Source organism: Pseudomonas sp. M20 (assembly GCF_045037865.1).
In the GTDB taxonomy this organism is placed as follows: Bacteria; Pseudomonadota; Gammaproteobacteria; order Pseudomonadales; family Pseudomonadaceae; genus Aquipseudomonas.
On sequence record NZ_CP173611.1, the window covers coordinates 6718323 to 6734998 of the forward strand.

General features: G+C 58.4%; 17 protein-coding genes. 12 read left to right on the plus strand and 5 right to left on the minus strand.

Annotated features, from left to right (window positions below; all coding sequences use genetic code 11):
- Position 1: 1 nt before the first annotated feature.
- The 3 genes from ACI514_RS30015 to ACI514_RS30025 are packed head-to-tail and all read left to right on the plus strand — an operon-like array spanning position 2 to position 2625.
- Positions 2 to 985, plus strand: coding sequence for a FecCD family ABC transporter permease (locus tag ACI514_RS30015; RefSeq protein ID WP_405124252.1), 984 nt, complete (start codon positions 2 to 4; stop codon positions 983 to 985).
- Positions 985 to 1752 carry a heme ABC transporter ATP-binding protein gene (locus tag ACI514_RS30020; protein WP_405122865.1) on the plus strand — a complete coding sequence of 256 codons (768 nt, stop codon included), beginning with the start codon at positions 985 to 987 and terminating at the stop codon, positions 1750 to 1752. Before ACI514_RS30015 ends, ACI514_RS30020 begins: the two co-directional genes overlap by 1 nt.
- Before the next feature lie 21 nt (positions 1753 to 1773).
- Positions 1774 to 2625, plus strand: a complete 852-nt coding sequence (locus ACI514_RS30025) for a ChaN family lipoprotein (protein WP_160059441.1) — start codon at positions 1774 to 1776, stop codon at positions 2623 to 2625.
- A gap of 232 nt (positions 2626 to 2857) precedes the next feature.
- Here the strand turns inward: ACI514_RS30025 and ACI514_RS30030 are convergent, their stop codons facing one another.
- The 4 genes from ACI514_RS30030 to ACI514_RS30045 all read right to left on the minus strand — a co-directional run bounded on the left by ACI514_RS30030 (position 2858) and on the right by ACI514_RS30045 (position 6219).
- The gene (locus ACI514_RS30030; RefSeq protein WP_160059440.1) at positions 2858 to 3652 is read right to left on the minus strand and encodes a Crp/Fnr family transcriptional regulator; all 795 of its coding nucleotides are present in this window, start codon (positions 3650 to 3652) and stop codon (positions 2858 to 2860) included.
- Positions 3653 to 3668: 16 nt separating this feature from the next.
- Complete coding sequence (locus ACI514_RS30035) at positions 3669 to 3941, minus strand: TfoX/Sxy family protein (RefSeq protein WP_003228231.1); 273 nt, start codon at positions 3939 to 3941, stop codon at positions 3669 to 3671.
- A gap of 286 nt (positions 3942 to 4227) precedes the next feature.
- A complete protein-coding gene (locus ACI514_RS30040) occupies positions 4228 to 4572 on the minus strand; it encodes a pentapeptide repeat-containing protein (RefSeq protein WP_007909940.1) in 345 nt (114 codons plus the stop codon).
- Positions 4573 to 4662: 90 nt separating this feature from the next.
- Complete coding sequence (locus ACI514_RS30045; RefSeq protein WP_160059439.1) at positions 4663 to 6219, minus strand: bifunctional aminoglycoside phosphotransferase/ATP-binding protein; 1557 nt, start codon at positions 6217 to 6219, stop codon at positions 4663 to 4665.
- A gap of 118 nt (positions 6220 to 6337) precedes the next feature.
- Between ACI514_RS30045 and mrcB the strand changes: the two genes are divergently transcribed.
- The 3 genes from mrcB to ACI514_RS30060 are packed head-to-tail and all read left to right on the plus strand — an operon-like array spanning position 6338 to position 9763.
- On the plus strand, positions 6338 to 8662 hold the full coding sequence (gene mrcB / locus ACI514_RS30050; protein ID WP_160059438.1) for a penicillin-binding protein 1B: 2325 nt from the start codon (positions 6338 to 6340) through the stop codon (positions 8660 to 8662).
- A gap of 16 nt (positions 8663 to 8678) precedes the next feature.
- Positions 8679 to 9428 carry a hypothetical protein gene (locus tag ACI514_RS30055; protein ID WP_405122866.1) on the plus strand — a complete coding sequence of 250 codons (750 nt, stop codon included), beginning with the start codon at positions 8679 to 8681 and terminating at the stop codon, positions 9426 to 9428.
- Complete coding sequence (locus ACI514_RS30060) at positions 9428 to 9763, plus strand: YqcC family protein (RefSeq protein ID WP_160059437.1); 336 nt, start codon at positions 9428 to 9430, stop codon at positions 9761 to 9763. The genes ACI514_RS30055 and ACI514_RS30060 overlap by 1 nt, the downstream gene beginning before the upstream one ends.
- 105 nt (positions 9764 to 9868) lie before the next feature.
- Here ACI514_RS30060 and ACI514_RS30065 read toward each other — a convergent pair whose 3' ends face one another.
- Positions 9869 to 10285 carry a DUF4124 domain-containing protein gene (locus ACI514_RS30065; RefSeq protein ID WP_405122867.1) on the minus strand — a complete coding sequence of 139 codons (417 nt, stop codon included), beginning with the start codon at positions 10283 to 10285 and terminating at the stop codon, positions 9869 to 9871.
- Between the two features lie 399 nt (positions 10286 to 10684).
- On the opposite strand from ACI514_RS30065, the gene ACI514_RS30070 reads away from it, so the two are divergent.
- From ACI514_RS30070 to msrQ, 6 genes are all read left to right on the plus strand, one after another.
- On the plus strand, positions 10685 to 12409 hold the full coding sequence (locus tag ACI514_RS30070; RefSeq protein WP_093434972.1) for an acetolactate synthase 3 large subunit: 1725 nt from the start codon (positions 10685 to 10687) through the stop codon (positions 12407 to 12409).
- Between the two features lie 2 nt (positions 12410 to 12411).
- Positions 12412 to 12903, plus strand: coding sequence for an acetolactate synthase small subunit (gene ilvN / locus ACI514_RS30075; protein WP_003176102.1), 492 nt, complete (start codon positions 12412 to 12414; stop codon positions 12901 to 12903).
- Positions 12904 to 12951: 48 nt separating this feature from the next.
- Entirely contained in the window at positions 12952 to 13968 is a 1017-nt protein-coding gene (ilvC, locus tag ACI514_RS30080; RefSeq protein ID WP_007909969.1) for a ketol-acid reductoisomerase, read from the plus strand.
- Between the two features lie 148 nt (positions 13969 to 14116).
- Positions 14117 to 14974 (plus strand): CDP-diacylglycerol--serine O-phosphatidyltransferase, encoded by an 858-nt coding sequence (pssA, locus tag ACI514_RS30085; RefSeq protein WP_016983477.1) that lies wholly within the window; start codon positions 14117 to 14119, stop codon positions 14972 to 14974.
- A 63-nt stretch (positions 14975 to 15037) separates the two neighbouring features.
- The gene (gene msrP, locus ACI514_RS30090) at positions 15038 to 16051 is read left to right on the plus strand and encodes a protein-methionine-sulfoxide reductase catalytic subunit MsrP (protein ID WP_160059435.1); all 1014 of its coding nucleotides are present in this window, start codon (positions 15038 to 15040) and stop codon (positions 16049 to 16051) included.
- The gene (gene msrQ / locus ACI514_RS30095) at positions 16051 to 16674 is read left to right on the plus strand and encodes a protein-methionine-sulfoxide reductase heme-binding subunit MsrQ (RefSeq protein ID WP_160059434.1); all 624 of its coding nucleotides are present in this window, start codon (positions 16051 to 16053) and stop codon (positions 16672 to 16674) included. The genes msrP and msrQ overlap by 1 nt, the downstream gene beginning before the upstream one ends.
- Positions 16675 to 16676 lie beyond the last annotated feature (2 nt).

Below are 16676 nucleotides of genomic sequence, written 5' to 3' on the forward strand. Positions count from 1 at the left end.
TTTGCTGGCGATCTGGCTGTCGTTGGCGTTGGGGCCGGTGACTCTGCCGCTGTTCGATACGTTGCGCGCAGCGTTGCGCATGCTCGGCGTGCCGTTGGCACCGGATGGACTGGAGCAGGCTGAACTGATCCTCGGGCAGATTCGTCTGCCGCGAACTCTGCTCGGGCTGGCGGTCGGTGGTGTCTTGGCGTTGTCCGGCGTGGCGATGCAAGGCTTGTTTCGCAATCCGCTGGCGGATCCGGGATTGGTCGGTGTTTCCAGCGGCGCGGCATTGGGCGCAGCGATCGCGATTGTCGGCGGTTCGTTTTTTGGCGGTCTGCCGGAGTGGTTTGGACCGTATCTGTTGTCGGTCTGCGCGTTTCTCGGTGGGCTTGGAGTGACGGCGCTGGTTTATCGACTCGGTCGCCGTAATGGCCAGACTAATGTGGCGACGATGTTGCTGGCGGGCATTGCCCTGACCGCGCTGGCCAGCTCCGCGGTCGGGCTGTTCACATACCTGGCGGATGACGCGACTTTGCGCACGCTAACGTTCTGGAACCTTGGCAGCCTCAATGGCGCCAGTTACGCGCGGCTCTGGCCATTGCTGATCATCAGCGCCGGTGTCGCGCTGTGGTTACCGCGTCGGGCGAAAGCGCTGAATGCCTTGCTGCTTGGAGAATCCGAGGCTGGGCATTTGGGCATTGATGTCGAGCGGCTCAAGCGTGAACTGGTGTTTTGCACGGCGCTGGGGGTTGGCGCGGCAGTCGCGGCCGCCGGGATGATCGGTTTTGTCGGGCTGGTGGTGCCGCATCTGGTGCGTTTGCTGGCGGGGCCAGATCACAAAGTATTGCTGCCGGCCTCGGTGCTGGCGGGGGCGAGCCTGTTGCTGTTGGCTGATCTGGTCGCGCGGCTGGCGCTGGCGCCGGCGGAGTTGCCGATCGGCATCGTCACCGCGTTTATCGGTGCGCCGTTCTTCCTTTATCTGCTGCTGCGAGGGCGTGCCTGATGTTGCGTGCGCAAAATTTGCACATCCAGCGTGGGCGCAAGGTAGTGCTCAGCGATGTCACGCTGCAACTCGAACCCGGTGAAGTACTCGGTGTGCTCGGGCCGAACGGTGCCGGTAAAAGTACCTTGCTCGGCGCCTTGTGCGGTGAGCTGGCGGCGAGCGCGGGCGGGGTTTCGCTCGACGGGCAGGCGTTGAGTCACTGGACTGGCCCGCAGCGTGCGCAACGATTGGCGGTGTTGCCCCAAGTGTCGACCCTGGATTTTGCTTTCCGCGTCGAAGAAGTGGTGGGCATGGGCCGTTTGCCTTGGCAAAGCGGTCGGTTGCGCGATGACGAAATCATCGCGGCGGCTTTGGCGGCGGCGGATGCCGGGCACTTGAGCGGTCGCAGTTATCTGGCGCTGTCCGGTGGCGAGCGTCAGCGTGTGCATCTGGCGCGGGTGTTGGCGCAGCTCTGGCCGGGGCAGGCCGGGCAGACGCTGCTGTTGGATGAGCCGACATCGATGCTTGATCCGCTTCATCAGCACACTACGCTGCAGGCGGTGCGTGAGTTTGCCGATCGTGGCGCGGCGGTGTTGGTGATCCTGCATGATCTGAATCTGGCGGCGCGTTATTGTGATCGCATCCTGCTGCTTGAAGGCGGTCGCCCGGTGGCGCTGGATACACCGCAGCAGGTTTTGCGACCGGACACGCTCCAAGCCGTATTCGGTCTCGAAGTGTTGGTGCAGCTGCACCCGGAGCGTGGGCATCCGCTGATCATCGCCCGCTGACAGGATCATTGAGGTGATTACATGCGTGGCTTGTGGCTGTTGGCGGTGGTGTTGCTTGTGGGGTGTCAGCATGTTGTTGCGCCGCCGCCAGTCAATGGCGAGATTCGCGATCTGCGTAGCGGGCAGGAGCTGACGGCGCAGCAGTTGCTGACGCGACTTGCTGAGCCCGAGCAATTGATTATTGGCGAGCAGCATGACAATGCCGATCATCACGCCGTGCAGTTGTGGGTATTGCGCTCGCTCGGTGAGCAGCGGTCGCAAGGTAGCCTGTTGCTGGAAATGCTTACGCCGGATCAGCAGTCTCGCGTTGATCAAGTGCATCAGTCGATAACGCCGCCCGCTGACCTGCCTGGTGTATTAGCCTGGCAGGACGGCTGGGACTGGAACCTCTACGGGCCGATTGTACGCTTCGCCCTCACTCAGCCGTATCCACTGCTGGCGGCAAATCTGAATAGCGCCGAAATCCGCACCGTCTATCGCAACGCACCAGTGTTGAAGGGGCAGCGCAGCAATGTTGAGTCGGTGAAAACTGTATTGCTGGAGCAGATCAGCGATTCCCACTGTGGCTTGCTGCCTGAATCACAGATGCCCGCGATGCTGGCCGTTCAGCAACAACGTGATCGGCGTATGGCTGAGCGTCTGTTGGCGGCTCCCGCACCTTCAATCTTGCTGGCCGGTGCGTGGCATGCGCGCAAGGATGTTGGCGTGCCGCTGCATGTTGTGGATTTGGGCGCCACAGAGACTCCGACAGTGCTGATGCTGGCAGAGCAGGGCGCCGAAGTGACCGCAACGATGGCCGATTACGTTTGGTACACGCCCGCCACGCCCAAGCAGGACTACTGCGAGCAGATGCGCAAACAGTTCGGCAAATGACTTTTCCCCAGGCAAAAAAAGACCCGGTAAAAACCGGGTCAAATAACCGTGATTAGCCTGATGAGGAGATAATCTGAGAGTCCGAACCAAGGGCTTTTCAGAATATCGACTGATCTCGCGACCAGTTGTGATAATCATAGCGATTCTCATTAGCGCGTCAACAACTGTTTTCTCATTTCTTTGATTTAGTCTTGGAAATGGCCGTAATGGCCCGGAAACAAAGGACGTGGCGTCAGCTCTTGGTTACGCAAAATTGGGTGACTTGCTTGTTCAGCTGACCGATCCGCCGCGCCATGCTCTCGATCAGGCTGTGGGCGATCTTCGGATTGGTGCGGGTCATGCTCAAGAATTGATCGCCGGGAATCAGCATTACGGTGCTTGGCTCTCGGGCAACGACCGTGGCATTGCGTGGTTCGCCAGTGAACACGGCCATGGCACCGAAAATCTCGTCCTTGGGCACGTCTCCGACTTTCTGCCCGTCTACAAACGCTTCGGCATGCCCATCGATAATCACGAACACGTGGTCGGCGGCGTCACCCTGGTTGATCAGGATTTCACCGGCCTCAACCCGTTTGAAGCCATTGGTACTGCGAAAATCGCGCGGTTTCAATTCCGCGACGGCATGGGCGAGGATTGCCATTTGTCCCAGCAGATAATCCAAGAACTGGTCTGCCCGACGAGCATCGCCATACAAATGCTGAAGAACCTCACGGCGCCGATAGGGCGTCAAACGCAATGCCCCGTCACTGCACAAACGGCAATCAGCCCAGTCCTCACCCTGCTGAAGGCCGATCAAATCACCCTCCTGCCAATAAAACAGTGGACGCGACCCGATACAGCCGTTGATCACCCCTTCATTGAGCAGGAATAACTGATCGGCGGGTAACTGCGCCAGTAAATCATCCGACGCCTGCAGTTCCAGCGTCGACCCGCAAGGCATCAAATCGCGCAGCCACAGCGCGGGCAAGCTCTGCAAGCGGTTGATCAAGGCATCGGCCCAAGCCGATTGTTCCCCCAGTAAATACATGACGGTCTATGCCCGTTCAGTTCTTGTGACGCGATGAAATGGCTTCAAGCTGCTTGTTCAGGGCGTCCTTGCGTTCGGCGGGGATGTCGTTCCAATGCACATCCATCAACGCGCCCTCGATCGCATATAACAACACCTTCGATGCGCGAAACCCACGGGTACGCACGGCCCGGTAGGCGTCCACCGCGCCCAGGCGACGCAAGTCCGAGGCGCTGTGGATGCCCACGGCATGCAGCCATTGCGCCGACGTCTTGCCAAGATTCTTCAGGTGTTGCAGTTCATCATTCATCAAGCCTCCTTGCGACGGCCGAATGGTGCGTGGGCGAGCTTCTCAGGAGTGTAGCCATCAGTAGGAAAAGCGTGGTTGTTTGGTCGGATTCGACGCAAATGCTTCTAAGAAAGGGCGCTTGAACGGCCTGCGAACGCAGATGAGGAGGGGGGAACACAAATCAATGTAGGAGTGAGCCTGCTCGCGATAGCGGACTGGCAGGCACACATGTGTTGAATTTTAAATCGCTATCGCGAGCAGGCTCACTCCTACAGGGAAGGCGTTGTGTCAGGGAGCGATGAGGCGATCAGCGGGTGCGATAACGCAAACGCGTCCCGAAATTCATCGACATCAGAATCTCGTCAGCGCTCAACTCCGGCGGGAAGTACGCCCCGGAAATCTGTGCGTGCGCCAGGCTTGCACCTTCAAGCGAGGCGTTGCGGAAATCGATACCGCGAAGATCGGCGGATCGGAAGTAAGCGTCGCGGAAATCCACGCCATCGGCATTCAGTTCACGCAGATCGAGGCCACGGAAATCGCCACCGACCATATCGATCGGGCCATCCTGTGGACGCTCTTTGTTGAAACCCGTGATGTCGTCTTTGTGCAGCAAGGCATATAGCGGGGTGTCGAGAAGTTTCGGCTGGCTCATGTCATATCACCGTTGGTTTTATGACGCCAGTATAGTGCCACTATTTGACGGCCGTGAAGCAAGCGAGGGCTTCACGGCCGAAATAGTTTCTTACAGGCCTGGCAGGCGCTGACGGATCTGCGCAACCACGGTGTCCAGAGTTCCGGATTCATTGGTCTGCACGCGTTTGCTGCGCAGGATTTCTTCCGGTGTCAGCGCTTCGCGGTTGGCCTGCTGCGCTTCGATCACGGCCAGTGTGGCGTCGGACGGATCCTGTTTGTCCGCCTGACGAATCGCCAGCCAGCTCTCGATCACTGCTTGCGGCGCGTTGCAGTCGAGGATCAGGAATGGCGTACCGGTGGCCTCGGCGATCTTCGCCGCGTTGTCGCGCTGCTCACGCTTGAGGTAAGTGGCATCGATCACCACCGGGAAACCAGCGTGCAGAATCACTTCAGCGATTTCATGCAGACGCGCGTAGGTCGCGGTGCTGGCGTCGGCACTGTAGATACCGGCCTGCACATCATTGGCAACAGTTTGCTCACCGAACAGACGCTTGCGTTCAACATCGGAGCGCAGGCGAATCGCGCCCAGCGCTTCGACCAGACGCATGGCCACGTGGCTTTTGCCGACAGCGGAAACGCCGTGGGTGATTGCCATGAAGCGCGAAGGAATGGTGCTGTAGCTTTCCGCCAGGTTGGCGTAGTTGCGGTACTGGCGCAGGGTGGTGGCGCGCTGCACCGGAGTCGCGTCTGCCGGCATGCTGAACAGCGCAACCTTGGCGCGCACCAGAGCGCGGTAGGCTTTATAGAAGTTCAGCACTTCCAGGCCTTGATAGTCGCCGGTCAGCTCCAGGTACTGGCTGATGAAACGGCGGGCCAGGGATTTCAGGCCACGGTCTTCCAGGTCCATCGCGAGGAAACCGGTGTCGGCCCAGACGTCAGTGAAGCGGAACGGTTCGTTGAACTCGATGCAGTCGAAGATCACCACTTTGCCGTCGATGACCGTGGCATTGCCCAGATGGATATCGCCATGGCACTCGCGGGTGAAACCGTCGGCCTTGCGCTGGGCAAACAGTGGCTTGAGACGCTCGAAGCTGCTCTCGGCCCAGGCTTTCAGCGCGTCGAGTTGCAGCAGATCGTTTTTGTCGCTGAGGAACGGCAGGATCTGCTCGAAGTTTTGCGAGACTGGCGCCATCACGCTGTCCGGGGTGCCGGCGTCGTGTTCGGCCGGGACTTTCGGCGCAGTGAGGTGGAAGCGAGCAATCTGCTCGGCCATCTCGTCGATGTGCTGTGTGGTCAGCTCGCCGTTGGCTTGCAGGGTGCTGAGCAAACCGCTCTGCGGGAACTGGCGCATTTTCAGCACATATTCGATCGCCGGGCCGTCGCCGCCCAGTTGCGGAGCTTCGACGCTGCCAGTCACCGGCAACACTTCCAGATACAAATCATCAGTCAGACGCTGGTTCAGGCGTAGTTCTTCGGCGCAGAAATGTGCGCGCGACTCGAGGCCGGTGAAGTCGAGGAAGCCGAAATTGACCGGCTTCTTCACTTTATAAGCGAACGGACCGGTGAGGATCACCCACGAGATATGCGTTTCGATGACCTGAAACCCTTCGACAGGGTGCGGGTAGAGGGCCGGGTTTTGCAGGGCAGCGATCAGTGACTGGCTCACGGGCGATCCTTCAGAGACTGGGGGAAATTCGAGGTCGCCATTATGGCCGCTCGCCAGCCTGACGCAAACCTCGGAGCGCTCCTGTTGAGTATGAATAAAGTGCGTATAATCCGCCGCCATGACTCGAACTCGATCCCCCCGTACCAAGAAAAAACCACCCTCCAAGGGCCTTAGCCCGTGGTTGAGCTGGGCCATTAAACTCAGTCTGGTCGGCCTTGTCGTGCTGGCCGGCTTCGCCGTATACCTCGATGCGGTGGTGCAGGAGAAGTTCTCCGGCAAGCGCTGGACCATCCCGGCCAAGGTCTATGCGCGCCCGCTCGAGCTGTTCGTCGGACAAAAGCTCAGCAAGGACGATTTCCTTACCGAACTCGATGCCCTCGGCTATCGTCGCGAAGCCGTGAGTAACGGCCCCGGTGCCGCAGCCGTCAGCGGCAATACGGTCGATCTGAATACCCGTGGCTTCCAGTTCTATGAAGGCCTGGAAAAACCGCAGCCGGTGCGCGTGCGCTTCTCCGGCGACTATGTGGCTGAACTGTCGGCGACCAACGGTTCGAAATTGTCCGTGGTGCGTCTTGAACCGCTGATGATCGGCGGCATTTATCCGAAAAACCTCGAAGACCGCATCCTGATCAAACTCGATCAGGTGCCGCCATATCTGCTCGAAACCCTGGTCGCTGTAGAAGATCGCGACTTCTATAGCCACTGGGGTGTGTCGCCGAAGTCGATTGCCCGTGCTGTCTGGGTCAACACCTCTGGTGGCAAGATGACGCAGGGCGGCAGTACGCTGACCCAGCAGTTGGTGAAAAACTTCTACCTGACCAATGAACGCAGCCTGACCCGCAAGCTCACCGAAGCGATGATGGCGATGCTGCTGGAACTGCATTACGACAAAAAGGAAATCCTTGAGGCCTATCTCAATGAAGTCTTCGTCGGGCAGGATGGTCAGCGTGCGGTGCACGGTTTCGGTCTGGCCAGCCAGTTCTTCTTCGGTCAACCATTGTCCGAACTGAAACTGCATCAGGTGGCGTTGCTGGTCGGCATGGTCAAAGGGCCTTCCTACTACAACCCGCGTCGTAATCCCGAACGTGCGCTGGAGCGTCGTAACCTGGTGCTCGATGTGCTTGAGCAACAAGGCGTGGCGACTGCCGAGCAAGTGGCCGCAGCGAAGAACATGCCGCTGGGCGTGACTACTCGCGGCAAGCTCGCCGACAGCTCGTTCCCGGGCTTTATCGATCTGGTCAAACGTCAGTTGCGTGAAGACTATCGCGACGAAGACTTGACCGAAGAAGGTCTGCGCATCTTCACCAGCTTCGACCCGATCCTGCAGATGAAAGCCGAGGCCTCGGTCAACGACACCTTTAAACGTCTGTCCGGGCGCAAGGGCTCCGACGATGTCGAAGCGGCGATGGTCGTGACCAATCCGGAAACCGGCGAGGTCCAGGCAATGATCGGCAGTCGTCAGGCCAGTTATGCCGGTTTCAACCGCGCACTGGATGCCGTGCGACCGATCGGCTCGTTGATCAAGCCTGCGGTTTATCTGACTGCGCTGGAAAAACCGAGCCAGTACACACTGACCAGTTGGCTGTCTGATGATCCGTTGTCGGTCAAAGGCGCGAACGGTCAGGTGTGGAAACCGCAGAACTATGACCGCCGCTCCCACGGCACGGTGTTCCTCTATCAGGGGCTGGCGCATTCCTACAACTTGTCGACCTCGCGTCTGGGCCTGGAAGTCGGTGTGCCGAATGTGTTGAAAACACTCGGTCGTCTGGGAGTGACGCGTGAGTTTCCGGCGTTCCCGTCGATGTTGCTCGGTGCTGGCGGCATGACCCCGATCGAAGTCGCGACCATGTACCAGACGCTGGCCAACGGTGGTTTCAACACGCCAATGCGCGGGATTCGCAGCGTGCTGACCGCCGAGGGCGAGCCGCTCAAACGTTATCCGTTCCAGATCGAGCAGCGTTTCGACCCTGCCTCCATTTATCTGATCCAGAACGCCATGCAACGCGTGATGCGTGAAGGTACCGGCAGCTCGGTTTATAACGTGCTGCCCAAGACTCTGACGCTGGCCGGCAAGACCGGTACCAGTAACGATTCCCGTGACAGCTGGTTCGCCGGTTTCAGTCAGGATCTGCTGGCGGTGGTCTGGCTGGGTCGCGACGATAACGGCAAGACACCGTTTACCGGGGCGACCGGTGCGCTGCAGGTCTGGACCAGTTTCATGCGCAAGGCCGATCCGCTGCCGCTGGACATGCCGCAGCCGGACAACGTCGTGCAGGCGTGGGTCGATTCGCGTACCGGGCAGGGCTCCGATGCCAACTGCCCAGGGGCGGTGCAGATGCCGTATATTCGCGGCAGCGAACCGCCACCCGGCGCCGCCTGTGCAAGCGAAACGCCTGCTTCCGGCGAGTCGGTGATGGATTGGGTCAAGGGCTGGATGAATTAAGCAAAGAGGGTTTCAAGTGAACAAGTGGTTGATTCCAGCGGTGACCGCCGTGGCTTTGCTCAGCGGCTGCTCTACCGTACAGCGTGGTTCGATTCCGGTGGTTGATTCCGGTACTGCGGTGTCCAACAGCGAGCGCATTTCGGCCAATGGCGGTTTCCGTCAAACGACGGTCAAGCGTCCAGCACAGGGCCAGACTCAGGCGATTCCGCAAGGTGATACTGGTGTGGTGGTGATGGTGCCGGGTGGCGGCGCTGCGGTGTCGACACCGATCAGCGCTTCGCCAATCGTGCCTGGCGCGGCATCCGGCGGTATCACGTCGGGTCCGTACAACCCTTCGCCGGCTGAGTCCGCGCCGATCAATTCCGGCAGCTACAGCATGCCATCGACGCCAAGCGGGATTCCTTCTGCCAGCAGTGGTGGCGGCTTGTCGGCCGATGAGCAACTTGACGGGCCGGTACTCGCTTTGCTGACCACCGCGCAACAGCAACAGGCCGGCGGTGACCTCAACGGTGCCTCGTCGAGCCTGGAGCGTGCCCAGCGTGTCGCTCCGCGTGAACCGCAAGTGCTTTATCGTCTGGCGCAGGTTCGCATGGCCCAAGGTGATGCGCCGCAAGCCGAGCAGTTTGCCCGGCGTGCGCTGACCATGGCCAACGGTCGTCCGGACCTGCAAGCCAACCTGTGGGAAATCATCGCTCAGTCCCGCGAGAAACAAGGCGATTCCGCCGGTGCCGCTCAGGCCCGTCAGAAGGCCAGGGTTTCGCTGTGATGGATGCACGTTTCCCGAAAATCGCCGATCAGTTGCTACTGATCGAGCGTGAACTGCGCACGCAGGGTTGGTGGGACGAAGTTGCGCCGTCAGCTGAAGCGTTGAGCAGTGTCGAGCCGTTTTCGGTCGATACGCTGGATTTCGAGCAGTGGCTGCAATGGATCTTCCTGCCGAAGATGAAATACATCCTCGAACAGGATCTGCCGTTGCCGAATGCCTCGGGGATTCAGGAAATGGCTGAAATGGTCTTCGCCCAGCGCAATGTGCAGGGCAAGGATCGTCAGCTTCAGGTGTTGCTCAAAGAGTTTGACCTGCTGATCACTGCCTCGCGCTAATACCGATTCTGTGTAGGAGCTGCCGAAGGCTGCGATCTATTGATCTTTAAAGTCAAAAGATCGCAGCCTCGTTTCACTCGACAGCTCCTACAGTCCTGCAGATGCCTATTGGCAATTCTCGGCTATCTGTTTCTGAGCCTCGACAATGCGTTCCTGACGCTGCGCATCATCCAGCCGGCGCAACTGTCCCTCCACCTCTTCTCTCAAGCGCGGATTGTTTTGCAATTGCGCAAGGTTCGTCCGAGCCTGTTCGCAGAACTGTTTTAGCTGTGCCTGTTGGTTAGCCACCTGTTTCTTGACCTTGTCATCGATAGCCTTCTGATCTCCCAGCACGCCGCTGCCCGGCATTGCCGCCGGTTTCGGCGGAGGCGAGGAGGGCGTCTGCAGGGTGGTGGACGGCTGGCCCGGTGGCGGCTGCGCATCGAAGTGCGTGACACCCTGGGCATCGACCCATTTATAGATTTGAGCGGCCATGCACCACGGGCTGAGGCCGATCAGCAGAGTGAGGAGGAGCGTTCGCATGCTGATTCCTTGGCAAAGTTGCGCAATTGACACTAACAGAGTAGCGGTTTTCGGGTTTTTTCTTGCGTTCTCATGTGCTTACCCACAATTAACCACATAGACGGCTTGACTTGGAGAGGGCGAAACAGAAGAATCCAAAGTCCGCTGTAGAGGGACTGCCAGAAGCAGACCCACTCGGTAGATCATGAGGCGCACACCCGCGCCGACCTGTTACACCCGCAACGCGTTACCTCGCGCTGGGTGGGAAAGGCCCGCAACACTTGGGACGATCCCAATACTTGCTCAGTCAGTGCTGACGTAGTCGGCGACCACCGTCGCTCATGCTCTGCCGAGAAGTAAACCTATTAAGACCCGCCCCTTTTTTGTGGACGGTATTCTGGCGTTTTAGAGGTGAACAACGTGGAGCTTTTATCTGGCGGTGAGATGCTCGTCCGCTTTTTGCGTGACGAAGGTGTCAAATATATCTACGGGTACCCGGGTGGTGCTCTCCTGCATGTTTACGATGCCCTGTTCAAAGAACCGGAAGTGACTCACATCCTGGTTCGTCACGAACAAGCGGCAACCCATATGGCTGACGGTTATGCCCGTGCCACCGGTAAAGCCGGCGTGGTATTGGTGACGTCCGGTCCTGGCGCCACAAACGCCATTACCGGTATCGCGACCGCCTATATGGACTCGATTCCAATGGTGATCATTTCCGGTCAGGTGCCAAGCACCATGGTCGGCACCGACGCGTTCCAGGAAACCGACATGATCGGTATCTCCCGGCCGATCGTGAAGCACAGCTTCATGATCAAGCACGCTTCGGAAATCCCGGAAGTCATGAAGAAGGCCTTCTACCTCGCGCAATCCGGTCGTCCGGGCCCGGTCGTAGTCGATATCCCGAAAGACATGACCAACCCGGCCGAGAAGTTCGAATACATCTTCCCGAAGAAAGCCAAGCTGCGTTCCTACAGCCCGGCTGTTCGTGGTCACTCCGGGCAAATCCGCAAGGCAGCAGAAATGCTCCTGGCGGCCAAGCGTCCGGTCATGTACTCCGGTGGCGGCGTAATTCTCGGCAACGGTTCCGCACCGCTGACCGAACTGGCGAAAATGCTCAACCTGCCAGTGACCAACACGTTGATGGGCCTGGGTGGTTTCCCGGGTACTGACCGGCAGTTCATCGGCATGCTCGGCATGCATGGCAGCTACACCGCCAACCTGGCGATGCACCATGCTGACGTGATCCTCGCGGTCGGCGCGCGTTTCGACGATCGCGTGATCAACGGCGCGGCGAAGTTCTGCCCGAACGCCAAGATCATCCACATCGACATCGACCCGGCTTCGATTTCCAAGACCATCAAGGCCGACGTGCCAATTGTTGGTCCGGTTGAGAGTGTCCTGACCGAAATGGTCGCGATTCTCAAGGAAATCGGCGAGACCCCGAACAAGGAGTCTGTGGCCAGTTGGTGGAAGCAGGTGGATGAATGGCGCGGTGATCGCGGCCTGTTCCCTTATGAAAAGGGCGACGGCAGCCTGATCAAGCCGCAGACCGTGATCGAAACCCTCTGCGAAGTGACCAAAGGCGATGCCTTCATCACTTCCGACGTGGGTCAGCACCAGATGTTCGCTGCGCAGTACTACACGTTCAACAAGCCGAATCGCTGGATCAACTCCGGTGGTCTGGGCACCATGGGCTTTGGTTTCCCGGCGGCCATGGGCATCAAGTTGAGCTTCCCGGATGACGACGTTGCCTGCGTCACCGGCGAAGGCAGTATCCAGATGAACATCCAGGAACTGTCGACCTGCCTGCAGTATGGCTTGCCAGTGAAAATCGTCATCCTCAACAACGGTGTTCTGGGGATGGTTCGTCAGTGGCAGGACATGAGCTACGGCAGCCGCCACTCGCACTCCTACATGGAATCGCTGCCTGACTTCGTCAAGCTGGCTGAAGCCTACGGCCACGTTGGCGTACGCATCACCGAATCGAAAGATTTGAAGTCGAAGATGGCAGAAGCGTTCGCCATGAAGGATCGCCTGGTCGTGATCGATATTTCGGTCGACACCAGCGAGCACGTCTATCCGATGCAGATCAAAGACGGCTCGATGCGCGATATGTGGCTGAGCAAGACGGAGCGTACTTAATCATGCGGCACATTATTTCCTTGCTTCTGGAAAACGAACCCGGCGCTTTGTCTCGCGTAGTCGGCCTGTTCTCGCAGCGCAACTACAACATCGAAAGCCTGACCGTGGCCCCGACCGAAGACCCGACCCTGTCGCGTCTGACGCTGACCACTGTGGGCCACGATGAAGTCATCGAGCAGATCACCAAAAACCTGAACAAGCTGATCGAAGTGGTCAAGCTGGTGGACCTGTCGGAAAGCGCTCACATCGAGCGCGAACTGATGCTGGTCAAGGTCAAGGCCACTGGCGCCCAGCGCGCCGAGATCAAACGCACCACCGATATTTACCGTGGACAGATCGTCGATGTCAGTGCCAGCGTGTATACCGTTCAATTGACCGGTACCAGCGACAAGCTCGACAGCTTCATTCAGTCCATCGGCACCGCATCGATTCTGGAAACCGTCCGTAGTGGCGTGACCGGCATTGCCCGCGGCGACAAAGTACTCAGCATCTAAACCAAATTAGCGAATGGCCTGAACGGCCTGGATATAAAGGGGAAATTCATGAAAGTTTTCTACGATAAAGACTGCGACCTGTCGATCATCCAGGGCAAGAAAGTTGCCATCATCGGTTACGGTTCCCAGGGCCACGCCCAAGCGTGCAACCTGAAAGACTCCGGTGTCGACGTTACCGTTGGTCTGCGTAAAGGTTCGGCCACCGTTGCCAAAGCTGAAGCTCACGGCCTGAAAGTGACCGACGTTGCTTCCGCTGTTGCTGCTGCCGACCTGGTCATGATCCTGACCCCGGACGAGTTCCAGTCTTCCCTGTACAAGAACGAAATCGAGCCGAACATCAAGAAAGGCGCCACCCTGGCCTTCTCCCACGGCTTCGCGATTCACTACAACCAGGTTGTTCCGCGTGCCGACCTCGACGTGATCATGATCGCGCCGAAAGCGCCGGGCCACACCGTACGTTCCGAGTTCGTGAAAGGCGGCGGTATTCCTGACCTGATCGCGATCTACCAGGATGCCTCGGGCAACGCCAAAAACGTTGCACTGTCCTACGCTGCTGGCGTTGGTGGCGGTCGTACCGGCATCATCGAAACCACCTTCAAGGACGAGACCGAAACCGACCTGTTCGGCGAGCAAGCCGTTCTGTGCGGTGGTACCGTTGAACTGGTAAAAGCCGGTTTCGAAACCCTGGTTGAAGCTGGCTACGCGCCGGAAATGGCCTACTTCGAATGTCTGCACGAACTGAAGCTGATCGTTGACCTCATGTACGAAGGCGGTATCGCCAACATGAACTACTCGATCTCCAACAACGCTGAGTACGGCGAGTACGTGACCGGTCCGGAAGTGATCAACGCCGAGTCCCGTCAGGCCATGCGCAACGCCCTGAAACGTATTCAGGACGGCGAATACGCCAAAATGTTCATCAGCGAAGGCGCAACCGGCTACCCTTCGATGACCGCCAAGCGTCGTAACAACGCCGCTCACGGTATCGAAGTCATCGGCGAGCAGCTGCGCTCCATGATGCCGTGGATCGGTGCCAACAAGATCGTCGACAAAGCCAAAAACTAAGTCGTCGTTCCTTGTACGAAAAACGCGGCCTCGGCCGCGTTTTTTCGTTTGAGGCGGTGGTTCTGGTATAAAGCTGCAGCGTTTGTGGCCGAACTGTCGTCCTCAAGCACCTGTCGAAATTTCTCCAAACCGTTGCAAGGTAATGTCCATGAGCGAACGTCCCGAAGAGCCGAACAAGGCTTCTGACGCCGAAAGCCTGCTGCCCATCGATGAACACATCGAAGAAGGGCACGACGCAGAAGGTCGTAAAGTCCGGCATCGTGGTATCTATCTGCTGCCGAATCTGTTCACCACTGCGAACCTGTTCGCAGGGTTTTACTCCATCATCAACTCGATGAGCGCCCAGGCTGCTCTAAGCGCCGGCGACTCGGCCAATGCGAGCAAGTATTTCGCGTTCGCCGCGATCGCAATTTTCGTCGCTATGGTGCTCGACGGCCTCGACGGTCGCGTGGCGCGCATGACCAACACGCAAAGTGCCTTCGGTGCCGAGTACGACTCGCTGTCGGACATGGTTGCGTTCGGTGTTGCCCCGGCGCTGCTGGCGTTCGGTTGGGCGTTGGGCGACATGGGCAAGGTTGGCTGGATGGTCGCCTTCATCTATGTAGCGGGCGCGGCGTTGCGTCTGGCGCGCTTCAATACTCAGGTGGGTACGGCGGACAAACGCTATTTCATCGGTCTGGCCAGTCCGGCGGCTGCCGGTGTGGTCGCGGGGATTGTCTGGGCGTTCAGCGATTACGGCATTCAGGGTTCGAAGATGTCGTTCCTGGTCGCACTGATGGTTGCGGCGGCCGGCATGCTGATGGTCAGCAACATCAAGTACAACAGCTTTAAGGAGCTGGACCTGAAGGGGCGCGTGCCGTTCGTGGCGATCCTTGCTGTGGTGCTGGTGTTCGCCGTGGTCTTTAGCGATCCACCGCGCATTCTGCTGCTGGTGTTCCTTGCTTACGCGGCTTCCGGCCCTGTGCAGTACCTGTTGCATCTTCGTCGGCACAAAAAAGCCGAGTGATGTAATTTCCCGCATACTCCGCAGTCTATGGGTGCATCAGTCCTCCAAAGCTGCGGAGTTGCCATGTTGATCAAAGTCCCCAAAGCGTCCGATTGCCACGAGTCGGATGTCACGCCTGAAGCCATTTATCTCTCTCGCCGCCAATTGCTGGGGGCTACTGCTGCCGGTATCGCCGTCAGTAGCTTGCCACGTTGGGCCAATGCCGAGGATGCTCCCAGGTATGCTGATGTCGAATCCGGTAAAGCACCTGCCTGGTTTAACGACAAGCTGTCCTCTACTAAATGGGGAGCAGTCAACGTCAAGGATGAGGCAATCACACCTTATAAAGACGCCACCCACTACAACAACTTCTATGAGTTCGGAACCGACAAGGGTGATCCGGCGGCGAATGCTGGCTCGCTGAAAACCGAACCGTGGAGTGTGGTGATAGACGGGGAGGTGGGTAAGCCGGGGCGATATGCGCTGGAAGACTTCATGAAGCCCTATCAACTTGAAGAACGAATCTATCGCCTGCGCTGTGTCGAGGCGTGGTCGATGGTTATTCCGTGGATTGGCTTTCCGATCTCGGCGCTGCTCAAGCAGGTCGAGCCAACGTCCAAAGCCAAGTACATTCGCTTTGAAACCTTGCAGGATCCCAAGAGCATGCCAGGTCAGCGGTCTGGGTTCGCCTTGATCGATTGGCCTTATGTAGAAGGCTTGCGACTGGACGAGGCGATGAATCCTTTGGCGATTCTGGCGGTGGGTATGTATGGCCGAGAGTTGCCGAATCAGAATGGCGCGCCACTGCGTTTGGTGGTGCCGTGGAAATATGGCTTCAAGAGTGTCAAATCCATCGTGCGTATCAGTCTGGTCAGCGAGCAGCCGAAAACCACTTGGCAAAGCATTGCGGCAGATGAATACGGTTTTTACGCGAACGTGAACCCGACAGTTGATCACCCGCGCTGGACGCAGGCACGGGAGCGACGTCTGCCGAACAGTCTGTTCAAACCGAATGTACGCGATACGCAGATGTTCAACGGCTACTCGGATGAAGTCGCTTCTTTATATACAGGGCTCGATCTGCGGAAGAACTACTAATGCGATTTCCGTTCTGGCGTATAGGCGTTTTCATTGCGGCGGCTATCTGGCCGATGCTGTGGTTGTATCAGGCTCTCGAGGATTCGCTTGGACCTGATCCTGGCAAGGTGTTGGTGGATCGGTTGGGGCTCGGAACATTGGTGCTGCTGCTGATCACCTTGAGCATGACGCCTTTGCAGAAGCTCACCGGCTGGGCGGGGTGGATTGCTGTACGCCGGCAATTGGGGCTTTGGTGTTTTGCCTATGTTGTTTTGCACCTGTGCAGCTATATGGCGTTTATCCTGGGGTTCGATTGGTCGCAGTTGGCGGTCGAGTTACGTAAGCGGCCCTACATAATAGTGGGGGCGTTGGGTTTCCTTGGTCTGTTGGTGTTGGCGGTGACGTCCAATCGCTACAGTCAACGTCGTTTGGGCTCGCGCTGGAAGAAGTTGCATCGGTTGGTGTACGTGATTCTGGGTCTGGGTTTGCTGCATATGCTGTGGATCGTGCGTGCTGATCTCGAGGAGTGGGCGATCTATGCCTTTATGGGTGCTGCGCTTCTGGTGCTGCGTATACCTCCCGTAACGCGGCGGATCCCGCGTTTGCTGGCTAAAAAGCAGGTTTTGCAAGAAAAGCGAAATTAACG

Coding starts and splice junctions, on each gene's coding strand:
- ACI514_RS30060 (WP_160059437.1), top strand. CDS start 9,428: ATGGATGCACGTTTCCCGAAAATCGCCGATCAGTTGCTACTGATCGAG.
- ACI514_RS30035 (WP_003228231.1), bottom strand. CDS start 3,941: ATGAATGATGAACTGCAACACCTGAAGAATCTTGGCAAGACGTCGGCG.
- msrQ (WP_160059434.1), top strand. CDS start 16,051: ATGCGATTTCCGTTCTGGCGTATAGGCGTTTTCATTGCGGCGGCTATC.
- ACI514_RS30020 (WP_405122865.1), top strand. CDS start 985: ATGTTGCGTGCGCAAAATTTGCACATCCAGCGTGGGCGCAAGGTAGTG.
- ACI514_RS30030 (WP_160059440.1), bottom strand. CDS start 3,652: ATGTATTTACTGGGGGAACAATCGGCTTGGGCCGATGCCTTGATCAAC.
- pssA (WP_016983477.1), top strand. CDS start 14,117: ATGAGCGAACGTCCCGAAGAGCCGAACAAGGCTTCTGACGCCGAAAGC.
- ACI514_RS30065 (WP_405122867.1), bottom strand. CDS start 10,285: ATGCGAACGCTCCTCCTCACTCTGCTGATCGGCCTCAGCCCGTGGTGC.
- ilvC (WP_007909969.1), top strand. CDS start 12,952: ATGAAAGTTTTCTACGATAAAGACTGCGACCTGTCGATCATCCAGGGC.
- msrP (WP_160059435.1), top strand. CDS start 15,038: ATGTTGATCAAAGTCCCCAAAGCGTCCGATTGCCACGAGTCGGATGTC.
- ACI514_RS30040 (WP_007909940.1), bottom strand. CDS start 4,572: ATGAGCCAGCCGAAACTTCTCGACACCCCGCTATATGCCTTGCTGCAC.
- ACI514_RS30025 (WP_160059441.1), top strand. CDS start 1,774: ATGCGTGGCTTGTGGCTGTTGGCGGTGGTGTTGCTTGTGGGGTGTCAG.
- ilvN (WP_003176102.1), top strand. CDS start 12,412: ATGCGGCACATTATTTCCTTGCTTCTGGAAAACGAACCCGGCGCTTTG.
- mrcB (WP_160059438.1), top strand. CDS start 6,338: ATGACTCGAACTCGATCCCCCCGTACCAAGAAAAAACCACCCTCCAAG.